The sequence below is a fragment of the Amycolatopsis sp. cg5 genome (assembly GCF_041346955.1).
Lineage (GTDB): Bacteria > Actinomycetota > Actinomycetes > Mycobacteriales > Pseudonocardiaceae > Amycolatopsis.
Genome location: NZ_CP166849.1, coordinates 1,584,558 through 1,604,209 on the forward strand (window position 1 = coordinate 1,584,558; position 19,652 = coordinate 1,604,209).

Consider the following 19,652-nt stretch of genomic DNA (forward strand, 5'->3'; position numbering starts at 1 on the left):
TTAGCTTGGGCTCCGGGTGCGGATGTCCGGGCGGGGACGGCGCTTGGCGGTTTCGTAGGCGGCGCGGAGCTGGGCGATGACCTCGTCCGGCTTGGACCTGAGCCAGGCGGGGAGGGTTTGCAGGACCACGATCCCGACTGCCGCGTAGCGCGCGTTGCGGGCGATGGTGTTCGCGAAGTCGTCGTCTTCGGAGTGGTGGTCGCGTGAGTCGATCTCCCAGGCGAAAGCGACTTTGCGGCACCAGGCGTCGGGTGTGGCTATGTAGTTGCCGTCGGCGTCGAAGATCTTGACGTTCCATTGGCAGGGCGGGAGACCTGCGCGGCGCCAGAGTTCCCAAGCGTCTGCCTCGGCGACCGAATGAACGTTGTCCAGCACCGGGGCGAGGGCGGCACGTAAACGTGCGGAGCCAGTGCGGGGACCTTCGGCGATCTCGTGCAGAAGGGCTTGCGCCGTGCATCGCCGGCGCTGCACCGATTCGGCCATCATGGCCCGGATTTGGTCGGTGCTGGTCAACCGCCGCGCCGCGTCGAGGATCGCTCGCGGGATTGGTGCCACCGCAAGGCCACCTCGGCGCACGGGCCGAGGCATTCGCTTGGTGCGTTCGACCATCGCGAACGCGCGGCTCTGAGTCGTGTGGACGTTGTCGATCAGGACATGCACTTCGCGGGGTTCGGGAATCCGCCGCAAGCCGTGGCGGCGTAGTGCCCACAATCCCGTGAGTATCGCGCCGTGGCGCGCGTATAGCAGTGCGGCGTGCACGCGCTGCTCGTCCGTCGGCTCGGTGCGGTTGAGCAAGATCGCCCTCGGCAGCAGCTTGCGCCACTCGCCCGACTCGAGCCGGCGGGTGATCGTCCGGCGCGGCACGCCCAGCTCACTGAGCCAGGCCGGACTCACCACGGCCTGGCCACTCGCGATCACGGGGTGCTGAACCCAGCTGCTCCCTCCCACGTGCTCAGCATGGGCGTGCCCACCGACAGTTCGGCTCACGGAGTTGGTTTTGGGCCGCCAGGTGTCCCAAAACCAACTCCGTCGCCGAGAGCTATACAAGCGTCATGTACATGTGTATAGTACGAGTGGTTAGGACGGACGTGTGAAGTGCTGAGGAAGGTGACCCCCATGGGACACAGGGAAGACTTGCTGGTCGGAGCGAAACGGTGCCTGATCGAGAAGGGGTACGCGCGGACCACCGCTCGGGACATCGTGGCCGCTTCCGGGACGAATCTGGCGTCGATCGGCTACCACTTCGGGTCGAAGGAGGCGCTGCTCAACGAGGCGCTGATGCAGGCGACCGACGAGTGGGGCGCGGAACTGACCAACGCGATGACCACCGATGAGCAGGAGACCGACACGATCGAGCGGTTCGAGAACATCTGGACGCGGATCGTGGACCTGTTCACCACGCACCGGCAGCTGTGGGCGGCGAACTTCGAGATCCTGGCGCAGATCGAGCACATCCCCGAGGTGCGGCACGTGCTGGCGAGCGCGGGCGAGCAGGCGCGGCCTGGGCTGGCGATGCAGTTCCAGCAGATCGACGCCGATGTGGACGAGAAGTCGGCCAAGGTGGTCGGCAGTTTCCACCAGGCGCTGCTGACCGGGGTGATGGCGCAGTGGCTGATCGACCCGGACAACGCGCCGAGCGGGCATGACCTCGCGGAGGCGTTGCGGATCATCCTGACCGAGACCAAGGAGCCCACCGCCGCGTAGGAAACGACCGTCCTGACACCCGTGCCCCGTCCGACCCGGACGGGGCACGTCCGCGTTGATAGGGGCTCTATCCACGGCTTTAGGGGGCGGTTTCTCTGGCGGTCGGCGTTCGGTACTGGCTTCAATGAAACGCGGTTCGGCCGCACAGCCCAGCGTCGGCCGAGCCGGTTGCTCTCCCGCGGAGGAACCGGTTTCCCACTCAAGCCACGCCCAGATCGACGCCCCGGAGCTGACTTTTATGATCAAACTCCCCGACGCGGACGGTGAGTTGACGGCGTACGAGCCGTCGACGACGCCGTCGGTGTTCGTACCCGGTGGACCGGCTGTCACGAGCCGGACCTTCTTCGCCGCCCCTCACGTCATCGTCGACCCCACCGCGGGCAATGAGCCTTACACCCCACCGGTGCTCGACTGGGAAGCGACGCTCAAGTACCGGCACCACATCTGGTCGCACGGCCTCGCCGTGTCCGAGGCGCTCGACACCGCGCACCGTGGCATGGGACTGGGCTGGCTCGAATCCTCCGAGCTGATCAAGCGGTCCGCGGCCGAGGCGCACGCCGTCGGCGGCAAGATCGCGGGCACCGCGTGGACCGACCAGCTGGCGCACGGTGAGCACACCCTCGAAGAGGTCATCCGTGCCTACGAGGAGCAGATCGAGGTCATCGAGGGCGCCGGCGCCCAGGTGATCCTGATGGCCAGCCGTGAGCTCGCCGCCGTCGCGCGCGGGCCGGAGGAGTACGCCGACGTCTACCGGCGGCTGCTCAGCCAGCTGCGCCAGCCCGCGATCGTGCACTGGGTGACCGCCGAATGGGACCCGAGCCTGACCGGCTACTGGGGCAGCACGGACATCGACGAAGAGATCAAGACCTTCGTCTCGGTGATCACCGACAACAAGGACAAGGTCGACGGCATCAAGGTCGCGCCGCTGCCCGGCGAGCGCGAGATCGAGCTGCGCCGCGCCGTGCCGGAGGGCATCAAGACCTACACCGGTGACGACACGAACTACCCCGAGGTCATCGCCGGTGACGACCGCGGTCACAGCCACGCGATGATGGGCGTGTTCGACCCGCTCGCGCCGATCATCGCCGCCGCCGGCCGCAAGCTCGACGCCGGTGACGTGCAGGGTTTCCGTGACCTGATCGCGCCGACCGCCGAACTCTCGATGCACCTGTTCGAGGGCCCCGGCATGAACATCCGCTTCTACAAGACCGGATTCACGTTCCTGTCCTGGCTTTCCGGGACGCAGGACCACTTCCGGATGGTGTGGGGCGAGCAGGCCGCTCGCTCGGTCTCGCACCTGGCCAAGGCGTACCGGCTCGCGGACGGCCTCGGCCTGTTCCCGGACCCGGAGCTCGCCGCCCACCGCCTGTCCGCGTTCCTGGTCACCAACGGGGTGGAATGACATGAGCAAGGCCGTAGTCATCGGCGGCGGCCTGGCGGGCATGCTCGCTTCCGCCGCGCTCGCCAAGCACGTCGACGAGGTCGTCGTGATCGAAAGCGACCAGCTGCCCACCGAGCCGCGGCCGCGGCGCGGCCTGCCGCAGGGCCACCACAGCCACATGCTGATGGGTGGTGGCGCGATCGCGATGGACGCGCTGGCGCCCGGCACCACCGACGCGTTGTTCGCCGCGGGCGCGCACCGCCGCGGCCTGCCGACCGACGCGCTGACGCTCACCTCCACGGGCTGGTACCCGCGGGTGGAGAGCCCGGCGTTCGTGATCACCTGCTCGCGTGACCTGATCGACCACGTGCTGCGCACGCAGGTCTTGAAGGACACCAGGATCACCGTGTGGGAGTCGACGAAGGCGGTCGGCCTGGTCGGTGACGCCACCAAGGTCACCGGTGTGCGCGTCGAGCGGGACGGCGGCGAGGAAGAGGTCGTCTCGGCCGACTTCGTCGTCGACGCCGCCGGACGTCGTTCCAAGGCGCCGCAGTGGCTGGTCGAACTCGGCCTGCCGCAGGTGGAAGAGGAGCTCGTCGACTCGGGACTCGCATACGCCGGACGGATTTTCACCGCTCCCGAAGGTGCCGGCGACGACATGCCGGTGGTCATCATCCAGCCGCAGCCCGGCACCGGCCAGCCAGGCCGGGGCGCGACGCTGCTGCCGATCGAAGGCGGCCGCTGGATCGTCACGATGACCGGCACCCGTGGCGGCCAGCCGTCCACCGCGGATGACGAGTTCATCAAGTTCGCCCAGTCGATGCGGCACCCGATCGTCGCGAACCTGGTCGAAAAGGCCGTCCCCACCGGGGAAGTCCGGCCGTACCGGGGCACCGGCAACTGGCGTCGGTTCTACGACCGGCTGCCCGTTCCGGAGGGCTTCGTCGCGATCGGTGACTCGGCCGCGGCGCTGAACCCCGTGTATGCGCACGGAATGTCGGTTTCGGCGCAGGGTGCGCTGGCACTGCGTGGCGAGCTGGACCGGATCGGGCTCAAGCCGGGTCTGGCCGAGGCCGCGCAGAACGCCATCGCGCAGTGCGCGGACTGGCCGTGGGCGATGGCCGCCGGTCAGGACCGGGCCTTCCCCGACGTGAAGTCGAACGTCGAGGTCGAGTTCAGCGAAGAGGAAGCCGCGTTCGGCATGGCGCTGGCGCAGCAGTCGATCATCGACCCCGAGGTCTGCAAGACGACGCTCGAGGTCTACACGCTGATGGCGTCACCGGCGAAGATGGCCGAACTGGCCGCGAAGCTGTTCGCTCCTGACCGCCCCACCGGGCCGGTGCTGAGCGAAGACGAAGCCATCGCTCAGTTCCCTGAGCTTCGTGACCTGCATCTGCCCCACTCGGCGACCTCCCCCCATCAGGCCGACCCGAACTAAGGCAGAACCCCGCGTAGGTCACCCCATAAGAGCAGTGGCCGCCAAGCGATGATCTCGCTTGGCGGCCACTGTCAATTGGGGTGCACCTGGGCATCTAGGGGCGGCTGGGGGCCTTGTAGGGGTTGGCGGGGTGTGGGGGCGTAAGTACTTTGGAACTCGCGGGATGACGCTCTGACCTGGCCTTATTCAGTGATTTGTATAGCTGAGCAGATTGGGTTTCTCCACCGATTTCAGTAGGGATGGCCTTGGTGAGCAACGAAGAGAAGCTTCTTGATTACCTCAAGCGAGCGACTGCTGATCTTCGAGAAGCCCGCAAGCGTATTGCCGACAACGAACGGCAGGAGTCCGAACCGATCGCCATCGTTTCGATGGCCTGTCGCTTCCCCGGCGGCGTGCGCACGCCGGAAGACCTGTGGCAGCTGGTGAGCACGGGCACCGACGCGATCTCCGACTTCCCGGTAGACCGGGGTTGGGACACCGAGGGAATTTACGACCCGACGCCCGGTGTGCCCGGCAAAACGTATTCGCGTGAAGGCGGTTTTCTGCACAATGCCGCCGAGTTCGACGCCAACTTCTTCAAAATCAGCCCGAAGGAAGCCGTCGAGACCGATCCTCAGCAGCGCTTATTGCTCGAAGTGGCGTGGGAGGCTCTCGAACGCGGCGGTATCGACCCGGTTTCCCTCAAGGGGAGTTCGACCGGTGTTTTCGCCGGGGTGATGTATCACGATTACGGTATCGCGGGCAGTTCCGGTTCCATTGTTTCCGGCCGTGTTTCCTACACGCTCGGGCTCGAAGGCCCGGCGGTCACCGTCGACACCGCGTGTTCCAGCTCCTTGGTCGCGTTGCACTGGGCCATTCAGTCGCTGCGACGCGGCGAGTGCCAGCTCGCGCTCGCCGGCGGCGTGACCGTGATGGCGACCCCCGAGACCTTCGTCGGCTTCAGCGAGCAGCGCGGTCTCGCCGCCAACGGCCGCTGCAAGTCCTTCGCCGCCGCCGCCGACGGCACTGGCTGGGGCGAAGGCGCCGCGATCCTGTTGGTGGAAAGGCTTTCCGACGCGCGCGCCAACGGGCACCCGGTGCTCGCGGTGATCGCGGGCAGCGCGGTCAACCAGGACGGCGCGTCCAGCGGGCTCACCGCGCCGAACGGCCCGTCGCAGCAGCGGGTCATCCAGAAGGCGCTGGCCAACGCGAAGCTCACCGCCGCGGACGTCGACGTCGTCGAGGCGCACGGCACCGGCACCAAGCTCGGCGACCCGATCGAGGCGCAGGCGCTGCTCGCCACCTACGGCCAGGACCGCGAGCGCCCGTTGTGGCTCGGCTCGCTGAAGTCCAACATGGGTCACACCCAGGCCGCCGCCGGTGTCGCCGGGATCATGAAGATGGTCCTGTCGATCCAGCACGGCCTGATCCCGCAGACCCTGCACGTCGACGAGCCGAACACCCAGGTCGACTGGGAAGCGGGCAACGTCAAGCTGCTCACCGAGGCGCAGCCGTGGCCCGACCACGGCCAGCCGCGCCGCGCGGGCGTTTCGTCGTTCGGCATCAGCGGGACCAACTCGCACGTCATCGTCGAGCAGGCGCCGGAGCCCGAGGAAGAGCCCGAAGAAGCCCCGGTCACGGTCACCGCGAAGGTCGTTCCGTGGCTGGTGTCCGGCAAAACCGCTGCCGCGCTGCACGATCAGCTCACTCGCTTGTCCACTGTGGACGCCGACCTGCTCGACGTCGCGTACTCGCTCGCGACCACCCGCACGTTCCTGGAGTTCCGGTCGGCCGCGCTCGGCGGCGATCTGCCGAAAGCGACTTTCGGACAGGTCAAGGGCGGCAAGCTCGCCTTCCTCTTCACCGGCCAGGGCGCCCAGCGCATCGGTATGGGCCGCGAGCTTGCCGAGCTGTTCCCGGCCTTCCGCGACGCGTTCGACGCGGCCGTCACCGAGATCGACAAGCACCTCGGCTGGCCGCTCAAGGACGCCGTCTGGGGCGACGACCAGTCAAAACTGAACCGCACCGGCTACACGCAGCCCGCACTGTTCGCCGTCGAGGTGGCGTTGTTCCGGCTGCTGGAGTCGTGGGGCGTCAAGCCCGACTTCCTGGCCGGGCACTCGATCGGTGAGCTGGCCGCAGCTCACGTCTCCGGCGTCTTCTCACTCGAAGACGCCGCGAAACTCGTTGTGGCACGCGGAAAACTGATGAACGCGCTGCCCGAGGGCGGCGCCATGATCGCCATCCAGGCCAGTGAGGAAGAGGTGCTCCCGCACCTGACCGACGAGGTCGGCTTCGGTGGCATCAACGGCCCGCGCTCGGTCGTCGTCTCCGGCACCGAGGCCGCGGCCACCAAGATCGCCGAGCACTTCAGCGACCGCAAGACCAAGCGTCTCGCCGTCTCGCACGCGTTCCACTCGCCGCTGATGGAGCCGATGCTCGCCGACTTCCGCAAGGTCGCGGCGACCATCACCTTCAGCAAGCCCAAGATCCCGATCGTCTCGACGCTCACCGGCAAGCCCGCGACGGCCGAGGAGCTCAGCTCGCCCGACTACTGGGCCAAGCACGTCCGCCAGCCGGTCCGGTTCCTCGACGCCATCCGCACGCTCGAAGGCAAGAACGTCACCAGCTTCGTCGAGCTGGGCCCGGACGCGGCGCTCACCGCGATGGGCCCCGAGTGCCTCGAAGGGGAGACCGCGGCCTTCATCCCGACCTTGCGCCGGGAGCGGTCCGAAGAGACCGAACTCGTCAGCGCGCTCGGGACCGCGTTCACCCGCGGCGTCACCGTCAACTGGGCGAACTTCTTCGCGGGGCGCGGCGCGAAGCGGGTCGACCTGCCGACGTACGCCTTCCAGCACAAGCACTTCTGGATCGACACCACCGCCGTCACGCAGGACGTGGCCGGGGTCGGGCAGATCGCCGCCGAGCACCCGCTGCTGGGCGCGGTCGTCCCGTCGCCGGAGTCCGGTGGCGTGGTGCTGACCGGCAGGCTGTCGTTCGAGACGCACCCGTGGCTCGCCGATCACGACGTGCTCGGCTCGGTTCTCGTGCCGGGCACCGCGTTCGTCGAACTCGCCGTCCGCGCCGGTGACCAGGTCGGCACCGGGCGGATCGAAGAACTCATCCTCGAGGTGCCGCTGATCCTGCCGCCGCGCGGCGGCGTTTCGCTGCAAGCCGTCGTCGGCCCCGACGAGTCGGGCGTCCGCAGCATCGGGATCTACTCCGGCGGCCAGGACGAGCCGTGGACCCGGCACGCGACCGGCACGCTGGTCGAGAGCACCGACGCGGCGGGCTTCGACCTCGCCGAGTGGCCGCCCGCCGGCGCGACCCCGGTCGACGTCGAAGGCGTCTACGAGAAGCTCGTCGGCCGCGGTTATGGCTACGGGCCTACGTTCCAGGGCCTCAAGTCGGCGTGGCGGCGCGGTGACGAGCTGTTCGCCGAGGTCGCGCTGCCCGAGGGCGCCGGTGCCGAGCGCTTCGGCCTGCACCCGGCACTGCTGGACGCGGCCATGCACGTCGAGCTGCTTTCCGACAGTGACGAGACGCTGCTTCCGTTCTCCTGGAACGGGGTTTCGCTGTACGCGGTCGGCGCGTCCGCCGCGCGCGTGCGGCTCTCGAACGGCCGTATCGAACTCGCCGACCTCTCCGGAAACCCGGTGCTGTCGGTCGACAACCTGGCTGCGCGGGCGATCTCCGCCGACCAGCTGACCAGCACGAGCGACTCGCTGTTCCAGGTCTCCTGGGTGCCGGTCCGCACCCCGGACACTTCGTCCACTGTGGATGTCTGGCAGGCGGCCGGCAGCGACGACGTCCTCATCGGGATGCGCGAGAACGCCTACGCGCTGCTGGAAAAGCTCCAGGCTTCGGAAGATCAGCTGGTCGTCGTCACCGAGCGCGCGATGGCGGTCGGGGCCGACGACGACGTCGATCTCACCCAGGCGCCGATCTGGGGTCTCGTGCGCGCCGCGCAGGCCGAAGAACCCGGCCGGATCGTGCTGGTCGACACCGACGGCTCGCTCGATGTCGCGGTCGCCGCGGCGTCCGGGGAAGCCGAAGTCGCCATCCGCGGCGGAAAACTGCTCGCCCCGCGCCTCACCCGCGCCGAGAAGTCCGATGTGGACATCGAGTGGGACGAGCACGACACCGTGCTGATCACCGGTGGCACCGGCGGTCTCGGCGCGCTGTTCGCCAAGCACCTCACCACGCGCGGCGTGCAGCACCTCGTGCTGACCAGCCGTCGCGGCATCGACGCGCCCGGCGCGCTCGAACTCCAGCACGAGCTGGAAGACCTCGGCGCGACCGTCACCATCGCGGCCTGCGACGTCTCGGACCGGGGCGCACTGGCCACCCTCATCGCCGCGCACCCGCTGACCGGCGTGGTGCACGCGGCGGGCATCCTCGACGACGCCACGCTCGCGTCGCAGAGCGCCGAACGCTTCGACAAGGTGTTGCGCCCCAAGGCCGACGCCGCCTTCTACCTGCACGAACTCACCGCCGAGGCCGGGCTCAAGGCCTTCGTGCTCTTCTCGTCGGCGGCGGGCATACTCGGCGGCTCGGGGCAGGCGAACTACGCCACCGCGAACGTCTTCCTCGACTCGCTCGCCCAGCACCGCCGCGCCGCCGGGCTGCCCGGCGTCTCGCTGCCGTGGGGTCCGTGGGCCGAGGTCGGCGGCATGGCCGACCAGCTGTCGGACGCCGACCTCGACCGGCTCGCCCGCGCCGGGACCCCGGCGATCGTGCCGTCCGAAGGTGTCGCGCTGTTCGACGCGGCACTGCGCACGGACTCCGCGCTGGTGCTGCCGATCCGGCTCGACCTCGGCGCGCTGCGCAACCAGGGCAGCCTGATCCCGGCCATCCTCACCGGGCTCGTCCGTGTGCCGAACCGCCAGGCCGCCAAGGCGGGCAGCATCACCGCTGGTGGCCTTGAGACTCGGCTCGCCGGGCTCGACGAGGCCGGTCGTGACCGGTTGCTGCTGGAGCTGGTCACCAAGCACGTCGCCGGGGTACTCGGGCACTCCTCGGCCGACGCGATCGAGCCGGACAAGGCGTTCTCCGACCTCGGCTTCGACTCGCTCGCCGCCCTCGAACTGCGCAACCACCTGCACGCCGACACCGGCCTGCGGCTCCCCGCGACGCTGGCCTTCGACTACCCGAGCTCACGCGCGGTCGTCGGCTACCTCAAGCAGGCGCTCGGCGGCGCGGCCAAGGCCGTCAAGGTCACCACGACGGCCGTCGCCGACGACGAGCCGATCGCGATCGTGTCGATGGCCTGCCGCTTCCCGGAGATCGGCAATCCGGAGGAGCTGTGGCAGTTCCTCATGGCGGGCAACGACTCCGTGTCGAGCTTCCCGCTGGACCGCGGCTGGGACATCGAGAACCTGTACGACCCCGAGCCTGGCAAGCCGGGCAAGACGTACAGCAAGTTCGGCGGGTACCTGCACGAAGCGGGCGAGTTCGACGCCGCGTTCTTCGACATCTCGCCGCGCGAGGCCATGGAAATGGACCCGCAGCAACGAATCCTGCTCGAAACCGCCTGGGAGACCTTGGAGCGCGCGGGCATCGACCCGACATCGCTGCGCGGCAGCTCGACGGGCGTGTTCGCGGGCGTCATGTACCACGACTACCTGGGTTCCAGCCCTGGCAGCGTGGTCTCCGGCCGGGTCTCCTACACGCTGGGTCTCGAAGGCCCGGCGGTCACTGTGGACACTGCCTGCTCGTCGAGCCTGGTCGCTTTGCATTGGGCCACACAGTCACTCAGGCGCGGTGAATGCTCACTGGCGCTCGTCGGCGGTGTCACCGTGATGTCCTCTTTGGACACTTCGGTCGAGTTCAGCCGTCAGCGCGGGCTGTCGGTCGACGGCAAGTGCAAGTCTTTCGCGGCCGCCGCCGACGGCACCGGCTGGGGTGAGGGCGCCGGGCTGCTCTTGGTCGAGCGGCTTTCGGACGCTCGCAAGAACGGGCACCCGGTGCTGGCGATCGTCAAGTCGACCGCGGTCAACCAGGACGGCGCGTCCAACGGCCTGACCGCGCCGAACGGCCCGTCCCAGCAGCGGGTCATCATGCAGGCGCTGGCCAACGCGGGCCTCAAGACCGCCGATGTCGACGCGGTCGAGGCGCACGGCACCGGCACCATGCTCGGCGACCCGATCGAGGCGCAGGCGCTGCTCGCGACCTACGGCCAGGAGCGCTCGAACCCGCTGTGGCTGGGGTCGATCAAGTCGAACCTGGGGCACACGCAGGCCGCCGCCGGTGTCGCCGGGATCATCAAGATGGTCCTCGCGATGCACAACGGCGTGCTGCCCAAGACGTTGTTCGTCGACGAGCCGTCGCCGAAGGTCGACTGGACCGAGGGCGCGGTCGAGCTGCTGACCGAGCCGGTCGAGTGGCCGGAGACCGGACGGCCGCGCCGCGCGGGCGTGTCGTCGTTCGGCATCAGCGGCACCAACGCGCACGTGATCATCGAGCACGTCGAGCCCGAAGAAGCCGCGACCAGCGAGGATTCGCTGGTCCCCGTGGTCATCTCGGCCAAGGACGAGGCCGCGCTGGCCGAGCAGGCCCAGCGTCTGATGTCCTATGTGGACACCGGGCTGACCGATCTTGCCTACTCGCTCGCGACCTCGCGGGCCGCGCTGGAAAGCCGAGCGGTTTTCGTGGCTGGCAACCGTGACGAGCTGCGCGAAGGCCTGACCGCGCTGGTCACCGGCGAGACCAAGGGCACCACCAAGGTGACCGGCTCGACGGCCTTCCTCTTCACCGGCCAGGGTGCCCAGCGTCTCGGTATGGGACAGGCGCTCGCCGGGCAGTTCCCAGTCTTCGCCGAAGCCTTCGACGCCGTGGTCGCGGAGCTGGACAAGCACCTCGACCGGCCGCTGCGCGAAGTCGTCTGGGGCGAGGACGCGGACCTGCTGAGCCAGACCGTCTACACGCAGAGCAGCCTCTTCGCCGTCGAGGTGGCGTTGTTCCGGACCGTCGAGTCGTGGGGCGTCACGCCGGACTTCCTGGCCGGGCACTCGATCGGTGAGCTGGCCGCCGCGCACGTCGCCGGCGTGCTGAGCCTCGAAGACGCGGCGAAGCTGGTCGCGGCACGCGGACGGCTGATGAACGCGCTGCCCACCGGCGGTGCCATGGTCGCGATCCAGGCGACCGAGGAAGAGGTCAAGCCGCTGCTGACCGACGCCGTGAGCATCGCGGCGATCAACGGGCCGCGCTCGATCGTCGTCTCCGGCGACGAGACCGCCGCGCTCGCGATCAAGGCCCACTTCGAGGCCGACCGCAAGACGACCCGGCTCAAGGTCAGCCACGCGTTCCACTCGCCGCTGATGGAGCCGATGCTCGCCGAGTTCCGCGAGGTCGCTTCCGGCCTCACGTACCACGCGCCCAAGATCCCGATCGTCTCGAACGTCACCGGCGAGCTGGGCGACGTGACGAACGCCGAGTACTGGGTCACGCACGTCCGCGAGGCGGTCCGCTTCGCGGACGCCATCGACTACCTGGTCGGTCGCAACGTCACCACGTTCGTCGAGCTGGGCCCGGACGCGGTGCTCACCGCGATGGGCCAGGACTGCGTGGATAAAGCGGGCTTTACTCCGGGGGATAAAGCGGGCTTTACTCCCGGGAGTAAAGCGGGCTTTATCCCGGTCCTCAGGCGGAACCGGGCCGAGGAGCGCGAGCTGCTTTCCGCGCTGGGGCAGGCTTTCGAGCGCGGGATCGGGGTCGACTGGGCGGCGTTCTTCGGCGGCAAGGCGCGCCGTGTCGACTTGCCGACTTACGCGTTCACGCACCAGCGGTTCTGGATGAGCAACGCCGCCGGTGCGGGCGACGTCGCCAGCCTCGGCCAGAACTCCGCCGAGCACCCGCTGCTCAGCGCGGCCGTCGAACTGCCGGACAGCCTGGTGCTGACCGGGCGGCTTTCGGCCGAGGCGCAGCCGTGGCTCGCCGACCACGACGTGCTCGGCTCGGTCGTCTTCCCCGGCGCCGGGCTCGCCGAGCTGGCCCTCGCGGCCGGTGCGCACGTCGGCGCCGCCACGCTCGCTGAGCTGACGGCCGAGAAGCCGTTGGTGCTCAACGAAAACCGGGCGCTGCGCGTCGTCGTCGGCGCGCCGGACGAGGAGGGCGGCCGCGAGGTCACCATCCACTCGCGCGGCGAGGACGAGGCGTGGACCCGGCATGCGGCAGGCACGCTGATCACCGCCTCGGTGACGTCGTCCGACGACCTCACCCAGTGGCCGCCCGCCGGGGCGACCGCGCTCGACGACCTGTACGAGAACCTCCTTGCCCAGGGTTACGCCTACGGACCGGCTTTCCAGGGTCTCAAGGCCGCCTGGCGCAAGGGCGACGATCTTTTCGCCGAGGTCGCTGTCGACGAAGCCGGAACGTTCGGCCTGCACCCCGCGTTGTTCGACGCCGCGTTGCAGGTCAGCAGGCTTGACGGCGGCACGAGGCTGCCGTCCGTGTGGACCGGGGTTTCCCTCCACGCGGCCGGCGCAGCGGCGCTGCGGGTGCGCGTCTCACCCGCAGCGCCGGGCCAACTTTCCGTGTTCGCGGCCGACGAGGAGGGCCGCCCGGTCCTGAGCGTCGAGTCGCTGACCACGGAACCCGTCACGGCGGACGAGTTCGCCACGGGCCGTCTCGACGCGCTGCACCGGATCGACTGGATCCCGGTCCGCACGATCCCCGCGGAGATCGAGGCCGAGTACGTCGACAGCTGGCAGTCCGGCTCGGACGTGCTCGCCGCGGCCCAGGCCAACGCGGCCACCGCGCTGGCCAGGATCCAGCAGCCCGGCGAGGCCGTGTTCGTCATCGACGGCAGCCTGGCGCAGGCGCCGGTGCGTGGCCTGGTCAGGGTCGCGCAGGAGGAACACCCGGGACGGTTCGTGCTCGTCGAGACCGACGGTTCGGCCGACTTGGCCGCCGCGGTCGCCTCCGGTGAGCCGGAACTGCGGATCAACGGTGGTGTCACCAGGGTGCCGAGGCTCGCCAAGGTGTCCACAGTGGACGCGCCGGTGGCCTGGTCCGGGACCGTGCTGGTGACCGGCGGACCGCACGGCGAGGACATCGCACGCCACCTCGGCGCCGAGAACCTGGTCTTCTTCGACGGTGACCCCGCCGACGCGGACGCGCTCGCCAAGGTGCTCAACGACATCTCCGACGAGCACCCGCTGACCGCGGTGATCCACGCACCCGCGCCCGCCCCGACGGCGCTGGTCGACTCGCTCACCCCGGAGCAGCTCGCGGAAGCCTTGCGGAACCAGGCGGCCGCCGCCTACAACCTGCACGAGCAGACCCGCGGACTCGCGAACTTCGTCATCCTCGGCTCGGCCACCTCGCTGCTCTACGGGACCGGACAGGCCGCGTCGGCGGCAGGGGATTGCTTCGCCGAGGCGCTCGCCCAGCTCCGGCAGGCGGACGGACTTCCCGCGACCATGCTCGCCTTCGGCACCTGGGGCGAGCCCAACGAGACGTTCACCGCGCTCGGCCTGCCCGAACTGTCCACAGAGGACGGACTTAAAGCGTTCGACGTGGCGTTGTCCGCGCCGGAAGCGCTGGTCGTGCCGATCCGGCTCGACCACGCGACCTTGCGTGCCCGCGCCGGTGAGCTGCCGGTGCTGCTGTCCGGCCTGGTCAAGGTGCCGGCCAAGCAGGCGGGCGACAGCGGCGCCGAGCTGCGCAAGAAGCTCGCCGGGCTGCCCGACGACGAGGTCGACCGCGTGCTGCTCGACGTGGTCCGCACGCACGTCGCCGCGGTGCTCGGGCACGCCGGGCCGGAGTCGATCGAGCCGGGCCGCGCGTTCAAGGAACTCGGTTTCGACTCGCTGGCGGCGGTCGAGTTGCGCAAGCAGCTGACCGCGGCGACCGGGCTCTCGCTGCCCGCGACCCTGGTCTTCGACTACCCGACCTCGCTGGAGGCGGCCGCGTTCCTGCGTGCCGGGATCGCGCCGAACGCCGATCCGGCCGCGCCGGTGCTCGAAGAGGTCGAGCGGCTCGAACAGCTGCTCGCCTCGGTCCCGGCCGACGGGACCGCGCGGATCACCGCCCGCTTGGAAGCGTTGCTGCGTAAGTGGAATGACGCGCAGAACGCGACCGAGACGACTGAGACCGACTACGAAGACGCGACCGACGATGAACTGTTCAACATGCTTGACAACGAGCTCGGCCTCTAGGCGAACGAGGGATCAATGAGCAGCAGCAACGATGACAAGCTCCGGGACTATCTCAAGCGGGCCATGGCCGACCTGCAGTCGACCAAGAAACGCCTGCGCGAGGTAGAGGCCAAGGACCACGAGCCGATTGCCATCGTTTCGATGAGTTGCCGCTTCCCCGGCGGGATCTCTTCGCCGGAGTCGTTGTGGGACCTCGTGAACGAGGGCCGGGACGGGATCTCGACGTTCCCGGAGAACCGCGGCTGGGACACCGAAGGCCTGTACGACCCCGAGCCTGGCAAGCCGGGTAAGACGTACTCGCGCGAGGGTGGCTTCCTGCACAACGCCGACGAGTTCGACGCGGACTTCTTCAAGATCAGCCCGAAGGAAGCGGTCGAGACCGACGCGCAGCAGCGGCTGCTGCTGGAGACGTCGTGGGAGGCGTTCGAGCGCGCGGGCATCGACCCGCATTCGCTCAAAGGCACCAAGACCGGCGTCTTCGCCGGGCTCGTCTACCACGACTACGGCCTCGGTGGCGGCATCGGCGTGCTCGGCGCGGTCGCGTCCGGGCGCATCGCCTACTGCCTCGGCCTCGAAGGCCCGGCGGTCACGGTCGACACCGCGTGCTCTTCGAGCTTGGTCGCGCTGCACTGGGCCATCCAGTCGCTGCGGCGGGGTGACTGCGCGCTGGCGCTCGCCGGCGGCGTGACGGTCATGGCCACGCCCGCCGCCTTCGTCGGCTTCAGCGAGCAGGGCGGTCTCGCGCTCAACGGCCGCTGCAAGGCGTTCGCGTCCGCTGCCGACGGCACCGGCTGGGGCGAGGGCGTCGGCTTCCTGTTGCTGGAACGGCTTTCCGACGCGCGACGCAATGGCCACCCCGTGCTCGCGCTGGTGCGCGGCTCCGCGGTCAACCAGGACGGCGCGTCCAACGGCATCACCGCGCCGAACGGGCCGTCGCAGCAGCGGGTCATCCGCGACGCGCTGGCCAACGCCCAGATCGCCGTCGAGCAGGTCGAGCTGGTCGAGGCGCACGGCACCGGCACCAAGCTCGGCGACCCGATCGAGGCGCAGGCGCTGCTTGCCACCTACGGCCAGCGTCCCGCCGACAAGCCGCTCTACCTGGGTTCGATCAAGTCCAACATCGGCCACGCGCAGGCGGCGGCCGGTGTCTCCGGGATCATCAAGATGGTCCAGGCGATGAAGCACGACAAGATGCCGCAGACCCTGCACGTCGACGCGCCGACCCCGCAGGTCGACTGGTCGGCGGGCAACATCTCGCTGCTCACCGAGCCGCGGCCGTGGCCTGCCGGTGACGAACCGCGTCGCGCGGGCATCTCCTCGTTCGGGCTGTCCGGCACCAACGCGCACGTGATCATCGAAGAGGCTCCCGCGTTCGAGGAGCCGGAAACCGAAGCTCCGACGGTCACCAGTTCAGTCCTGCCGCTGGTCGTCTCGGGCAAGGGCGCCGCCGCGCTGACCGCGCAGGCTCAGCGTCTGCTCGACAATCTCGGCGAGACTTCCTTGCTGGACTTGGGTTTCTCGCTCGCCACCACCCGGTCCGCTTTGGACAATCGCGCGGTCGTGGTCGCCGAGGACCGCGACGAGTTCGTGCGCGGGCTGACCGCGCTGGCGGCGGGGGAGACCCCGGCCGGAGTGGTCCAGGGCGTCACGCGCTCGGACGGGCTGACCGCGTTCCTCTTCACTGGCCAGGGCGCCCAGCGCATCGGCATGGGCCGGGATTTAGCGGGCTTTACTCCGTTCTCGGAGGCCTTGGACGCGGCCGTCTCGGAGCTGGACAAGCACCTCGACCGGCCGTTGAAAGAGGTCATGTGGGGTTCTGACGCCGATCTGCTGAGCCAGACCGTCTACACGCAGAGCAGCCTCTTCGCCATCGAGGTCGCGCTGTACCGGCTCGTCGAGTCGTGGGGCGGGAAGGCCGATTTCCTGGCCGGGCACTCGATCGGTGAGCTCGCCGCAGCGCACGTCGCCGGGGTGCTGTCCCTTGAGGACGCCGCCGCGCTCGTCGCGGCTCGCGGCAAGCTGATGAACGCGCTGCCGACCGGTGGTGCGATGGTCGCGATCCAGGCGTCCGAGGACGAGGTCGTGCCGTTCCTGACCGACGGTGTCGGCATCGGCGTGATCAACGGGCCGACCGCCGTGGTCGTCTCCGGCGAGGCGGAGGCCGCGCTCGGCGTCGCCGCCGCGTTCGACGCCCAGGGCCGCAAGACCAAGCAGCTCAAGGTTTCGCACGCGTTCCACTCGCCGCTGATGGAGCCGATGCTCGAAGACTTCCGCAAGGTGGCACAGGGGCTGACGTTCCACCCGCCCAAGATCGCGATCATTTCGACGCTCACCGGGCAGCTCGCGACCGCCGAGGAACTCACCTCGCCGGACTACTGGGTGCGCCACGTCCGCGAGGCCGTCCGGTTCTCCGACGCGGTCCGCAGCCTGGAAGCCCGCAACGTCACCACGTTCGTCGAACTCGGCCCCGACTCGGCGCTCGCCGCGATGGGCCCTGACTCGCTGGTCACCGACGAGGACATCGCGTTCGTGCCGGTGCTGCGCCGCGACCGGCCCGAGGAGCGGGAGCTGGTCACCGCGCTCGCGCAGGCGTGGGCACGCGGGGTCAAGCTCGACTGGTCGGTGTTCTACGCGGGTCGCGGCGCGAAGCGTGCCGACCTGCCGACGTATGCCTTCCAGCACAAGAACTTCTGGTGGGACACCAGCAAGGCGCACCAGGCGGCCAGCGCCGACCCGGTCGACTCGGCGTTCTGGGACGCGGTCGCGGATCAGGACTTCGGCGAGCTGGCCGAGCGCCTGAACGTCGAGGCGTCCGCGCTCGGCGAGGTGCTGCCCGCGGTGTCGTCCTGGCGCGACAAGTTCCGCGAGCAGTCCCTTGTGGACACCTGGCGCTACAGGATCGCTTGGAAGCCGGTCACTCCGGAGTCCAGTCCGGCCATCGGCAACTGGCTGGTCGCCATCCCGGCCGGGCAGAAGGACCACCCGCTGATCACCAAGATCCTGGGCGCGCTCGGCGAGACCACCACCGTGGTCCCGCTCGAAGTGTCCAATGAGGACCGGGAGACGCTCGCCAAGGGACTGCGCCCGCACGCACCCGACGGCATTCTTTCCCTGCTGGCACTGGACGACACGATCGAGTCCACGGTCACCTTCATCCAGGCGATCGGCGACGCCGGGCTCGACGCGCCGATCTGGGCGGTCACCTCGGACGCCGTCGCGGTCGACCGGCCGGACGAGGTCCGCAACGCCGTCCAGGCGTCGGCATGGGGCCTCGGCACCGTGCTCTCGCTCGACCTCGGCACCTCCTGGGGTGGCATGGTCGACGTTCCGTCCGACGCCGACGACGCGACCATCGCGCGGCTCGCCGGTCTGCTCGGCGGCGTCGAAGACGACGCGATCGCCGTGCGCGGCAACGGGATCTACGCCCGTCGTATGGTCCGCGCTTCGGTCGGGACGACTCCGGGCGCGAGGGAGTGGACGCCGAGCGGCAGCACGCTGATCACCGGTGGCACCGGCGGACTCGGCGCGCACCTCGCGCGCTGGCTCGCGAACAAGGGCGCCGAACACCTCGTCCTCACCAGCCGTCGTGGCCGCGAAGCGTCCGGCGCTGCCGAACTCGAAGCCGAGCTGACCGCGCTGGGTACCAAGGTCACCATCGCGGCCTGCGACGTCGCCGACCGCGACTCGCTCAAGTCGCTGCTCGGCGGGCTCGACGACCTCCGCTCGGTCGTCCACGCGGCCGGGATCTCGCAGCGCATCGCGCCGCTGTCCGACCTGCCGCTCGACGAGTTCCTGGAGGTCGGGCACGCCAAGATCGCCGGCGCGGCCAACCTCGACGACCTGCTCGGCGACCGCGAACTCGACGCGTTCGTGCTGTTCTCGTCCGGCGCGGCGGTCTGGGGCAGCTCGCACCAGAGCGCGTACGCGACCGGCAACGCCTACCTCGACGCGCTCGCGCACCAGCGCAAGGCACGCGGGCTCGCCGCGACCTCGGTCGCGTGGAGCTCGTGGGCGGGCGGCATGGTCGACGAGGAACTTGCCGCGATGATGCGCCGTATCGGCGCGCCCGCGATGGAGCCGCGGCTCGCGCTCGCCGCGTTGCAGCAGGCGCTCGACCACAACGACAGCCACATCGTCGTCGCCGAGATCGACTGGACGGCGTTCGCGCCGACCTACACGATGGCCCGTCCCAGGCCGCTGCTCGACGCGTTGCCCGAGGTCAAGGCGATCCTCGACGGCGCGGACGAGCCCGCCGCCGCGGGCCAGAACGAGCTGATCGCCAAGCTCGGCGGGATGTCCGAGGCCGAGCAGACCCGGGCGCTGCTGGAGCTGGTCCGCAAGAACGTCGCGGCCGTGCTCGGCTACGACGACCCGTCCGGTGTCGAGCCGACGCGGGCGTTCAAGGACCTCGGGTTCGACTCGGTGTCCGCGGTCGACCTGCGCAACCGGCTCGCCTCGGCCGTCGGCAAGAAGCTGCCGACGACCATGGTGTTCGACCACGCGAACCCCAAGGCGCTGGCGGAGTTCATGCGCGGCGAGGTCGCGCCGAAGGCCGACGTCTCCGGCGGGATCACCGCCGAGCTGGACAAGCTCGAAGCGACCGTGGCCGCGCTCGGCGCCGACGAGCTCGAGCAGGCCAGGGTCACCGCGCGGTTGCAGGCACTGCTCGCGAAGGCGAACGAGGCACTCGGTTCCGGCGAGGACGTCGGCGGAAACCTGGAGGACGCGTCCGCCGACGACGTCTTCGACTTCATCGACAAAGAACTCGGCCTGGCCTGAGAGGCGGACGTCATGCGTACCCAGACGGACGACACCCGTGCACAGACGGACGACACGCCCGGGACGCGGGTGACCGCGTCCGTGGTGCGGGGGCATGGGGAGAAGGGGGAGCCGGTGTGCTGGCTGCCCGCGCAGGGGTGCTGGCCTGCCAGGACGGTGAGCTGGTTGCCGGTTCAGGTGGCGCCGCACGCGTCGATCGACCATTCGTGAC

General features: G+C 69.6%; 6 protein-coding genes and 1 pseudogene. 6 read left to right on the plus strand and 1 reads right to left on the minus strand.

Annotated features, from left to right (window positions below; translation table 11 throughout):
* Complete coding sequence (locus tag AB5J62_RS07550) at positions 1–948, minus strand: hypothetical protein (RefSeq protein WP_370947406.1); 948 nt, start codon at positions 946–948, stop codon at positions 1–3.
* 168 nt (positions 949–1,116) lie between these two features.
* Between AB5J62_RS07550 and AB5J62_RS07555 the strand changes: the two genes are divergently transcribed.
* The 6 genes and pseudogenes from AB5J62_RS07555 (at position 1,117) to AB5J62_RS07580 (ending at position 19,651) form a co-directional block, all read left to right on the plus strand.
* Complete coding sequence (locus AB5J62_RS07555) at positions 1,117–1,704, plus strand: TetR/AcrR family transcriptional regulator (RefSeq protein ID WP_370947407.1); 588 nt, start codon at positions 1,117–1,119, stop codon at positions 1,702–1,704.
* 238 nt (positions 1,705–1,942) lie between these two features.
* Positions 1,943–3,106 (plus strand): dihydrodipicolinate synthase family protein, encoded by a 1,164-nt coding sequence (locus tag AB5J62_RS07560; RefSeq protein WP_370947408.1) that lies wholly within the window; start codon positions 1,943–1,945, stop codon positions 3,104–3,106.
* Position 3,107: 1 nt separating this feature from the next.
* Positions 3,108–4,523, plus strand: a complete 1,416-nt coding sequence (locus AB5J62_RS07565) for an NAD(P)/FAD-dependent oxidoreductase (RefSeq protein WP_370947409.1) — start codon at positions 3,108–3,110, stop codon at positions 4,521–4,523.
* Between the two features lie 245 nt (positions 4,524–4,768).
* Complete coding sequence (locus AB5J62_RS07570; RefSeq protein ID WP_370947410.1) at positions 4,769–14,662, plus strand: SDR family NAD(P)-dependent oxidoreductase; 9,894 nt, start codon at positions 4,769–4,771, stop codon at positions 14,660–14,662.
* A gap of 21 nt (positions 14,663–14,683) precedes the next feature.
* Positions 14,684–19,441 (plus strand): annotated as a pseudogene (locus AB5J62_RS07575) (type I polyketide synthase); the annotation flags it as partial.
* A 12-nt stretch (positions 19,442–19,453) separates the two neighbouring features.
* Positions 19,454–19,651, plus strand: a complete 198-nt coding sequence (locus AB5J62_RS07580; protein WP_370947411.1) for a hypothetical protein — start codon at positions 19,454–19,456, stop codon at positions 19,649–19,651.
* The last annotated feature ends 1 nt before the right edge of the window (position 19,652 follow it).

Excerpts from the sequence above, each read along its gene's own strand:
- AB5J62_RS07580 (WP_370947411.1), top strand. The coding sequence starts at position 19,454 with ATGCGTACCCAGACGGACGACACCCGTGCACAGACGGACGACACGCCC.
- AB5J62_RS07560 (WP_370947408.1), top strand. The coding sequence starts at position 1,943 with ATGATCAAACTCCCCGACGCGGACGGTGAGTTGACGGCGTACGAGCCG.
- AB5J62_RS07565 (WP_370947409.1), top strand. The coding sequence starts at position 3,108 with ATGAGCAAGGCCGTAGTCATCGGCGGCGGCCTGGCGGGCATGCTCGCT.
- AB5J62_RS07555 (WP_370947407.1), top strand. The coding sequence starts at position 1,117 with ATGGGACACAGGGAAGACTTGCTGGTCGGAGCGAAACGGTGCCTGATC.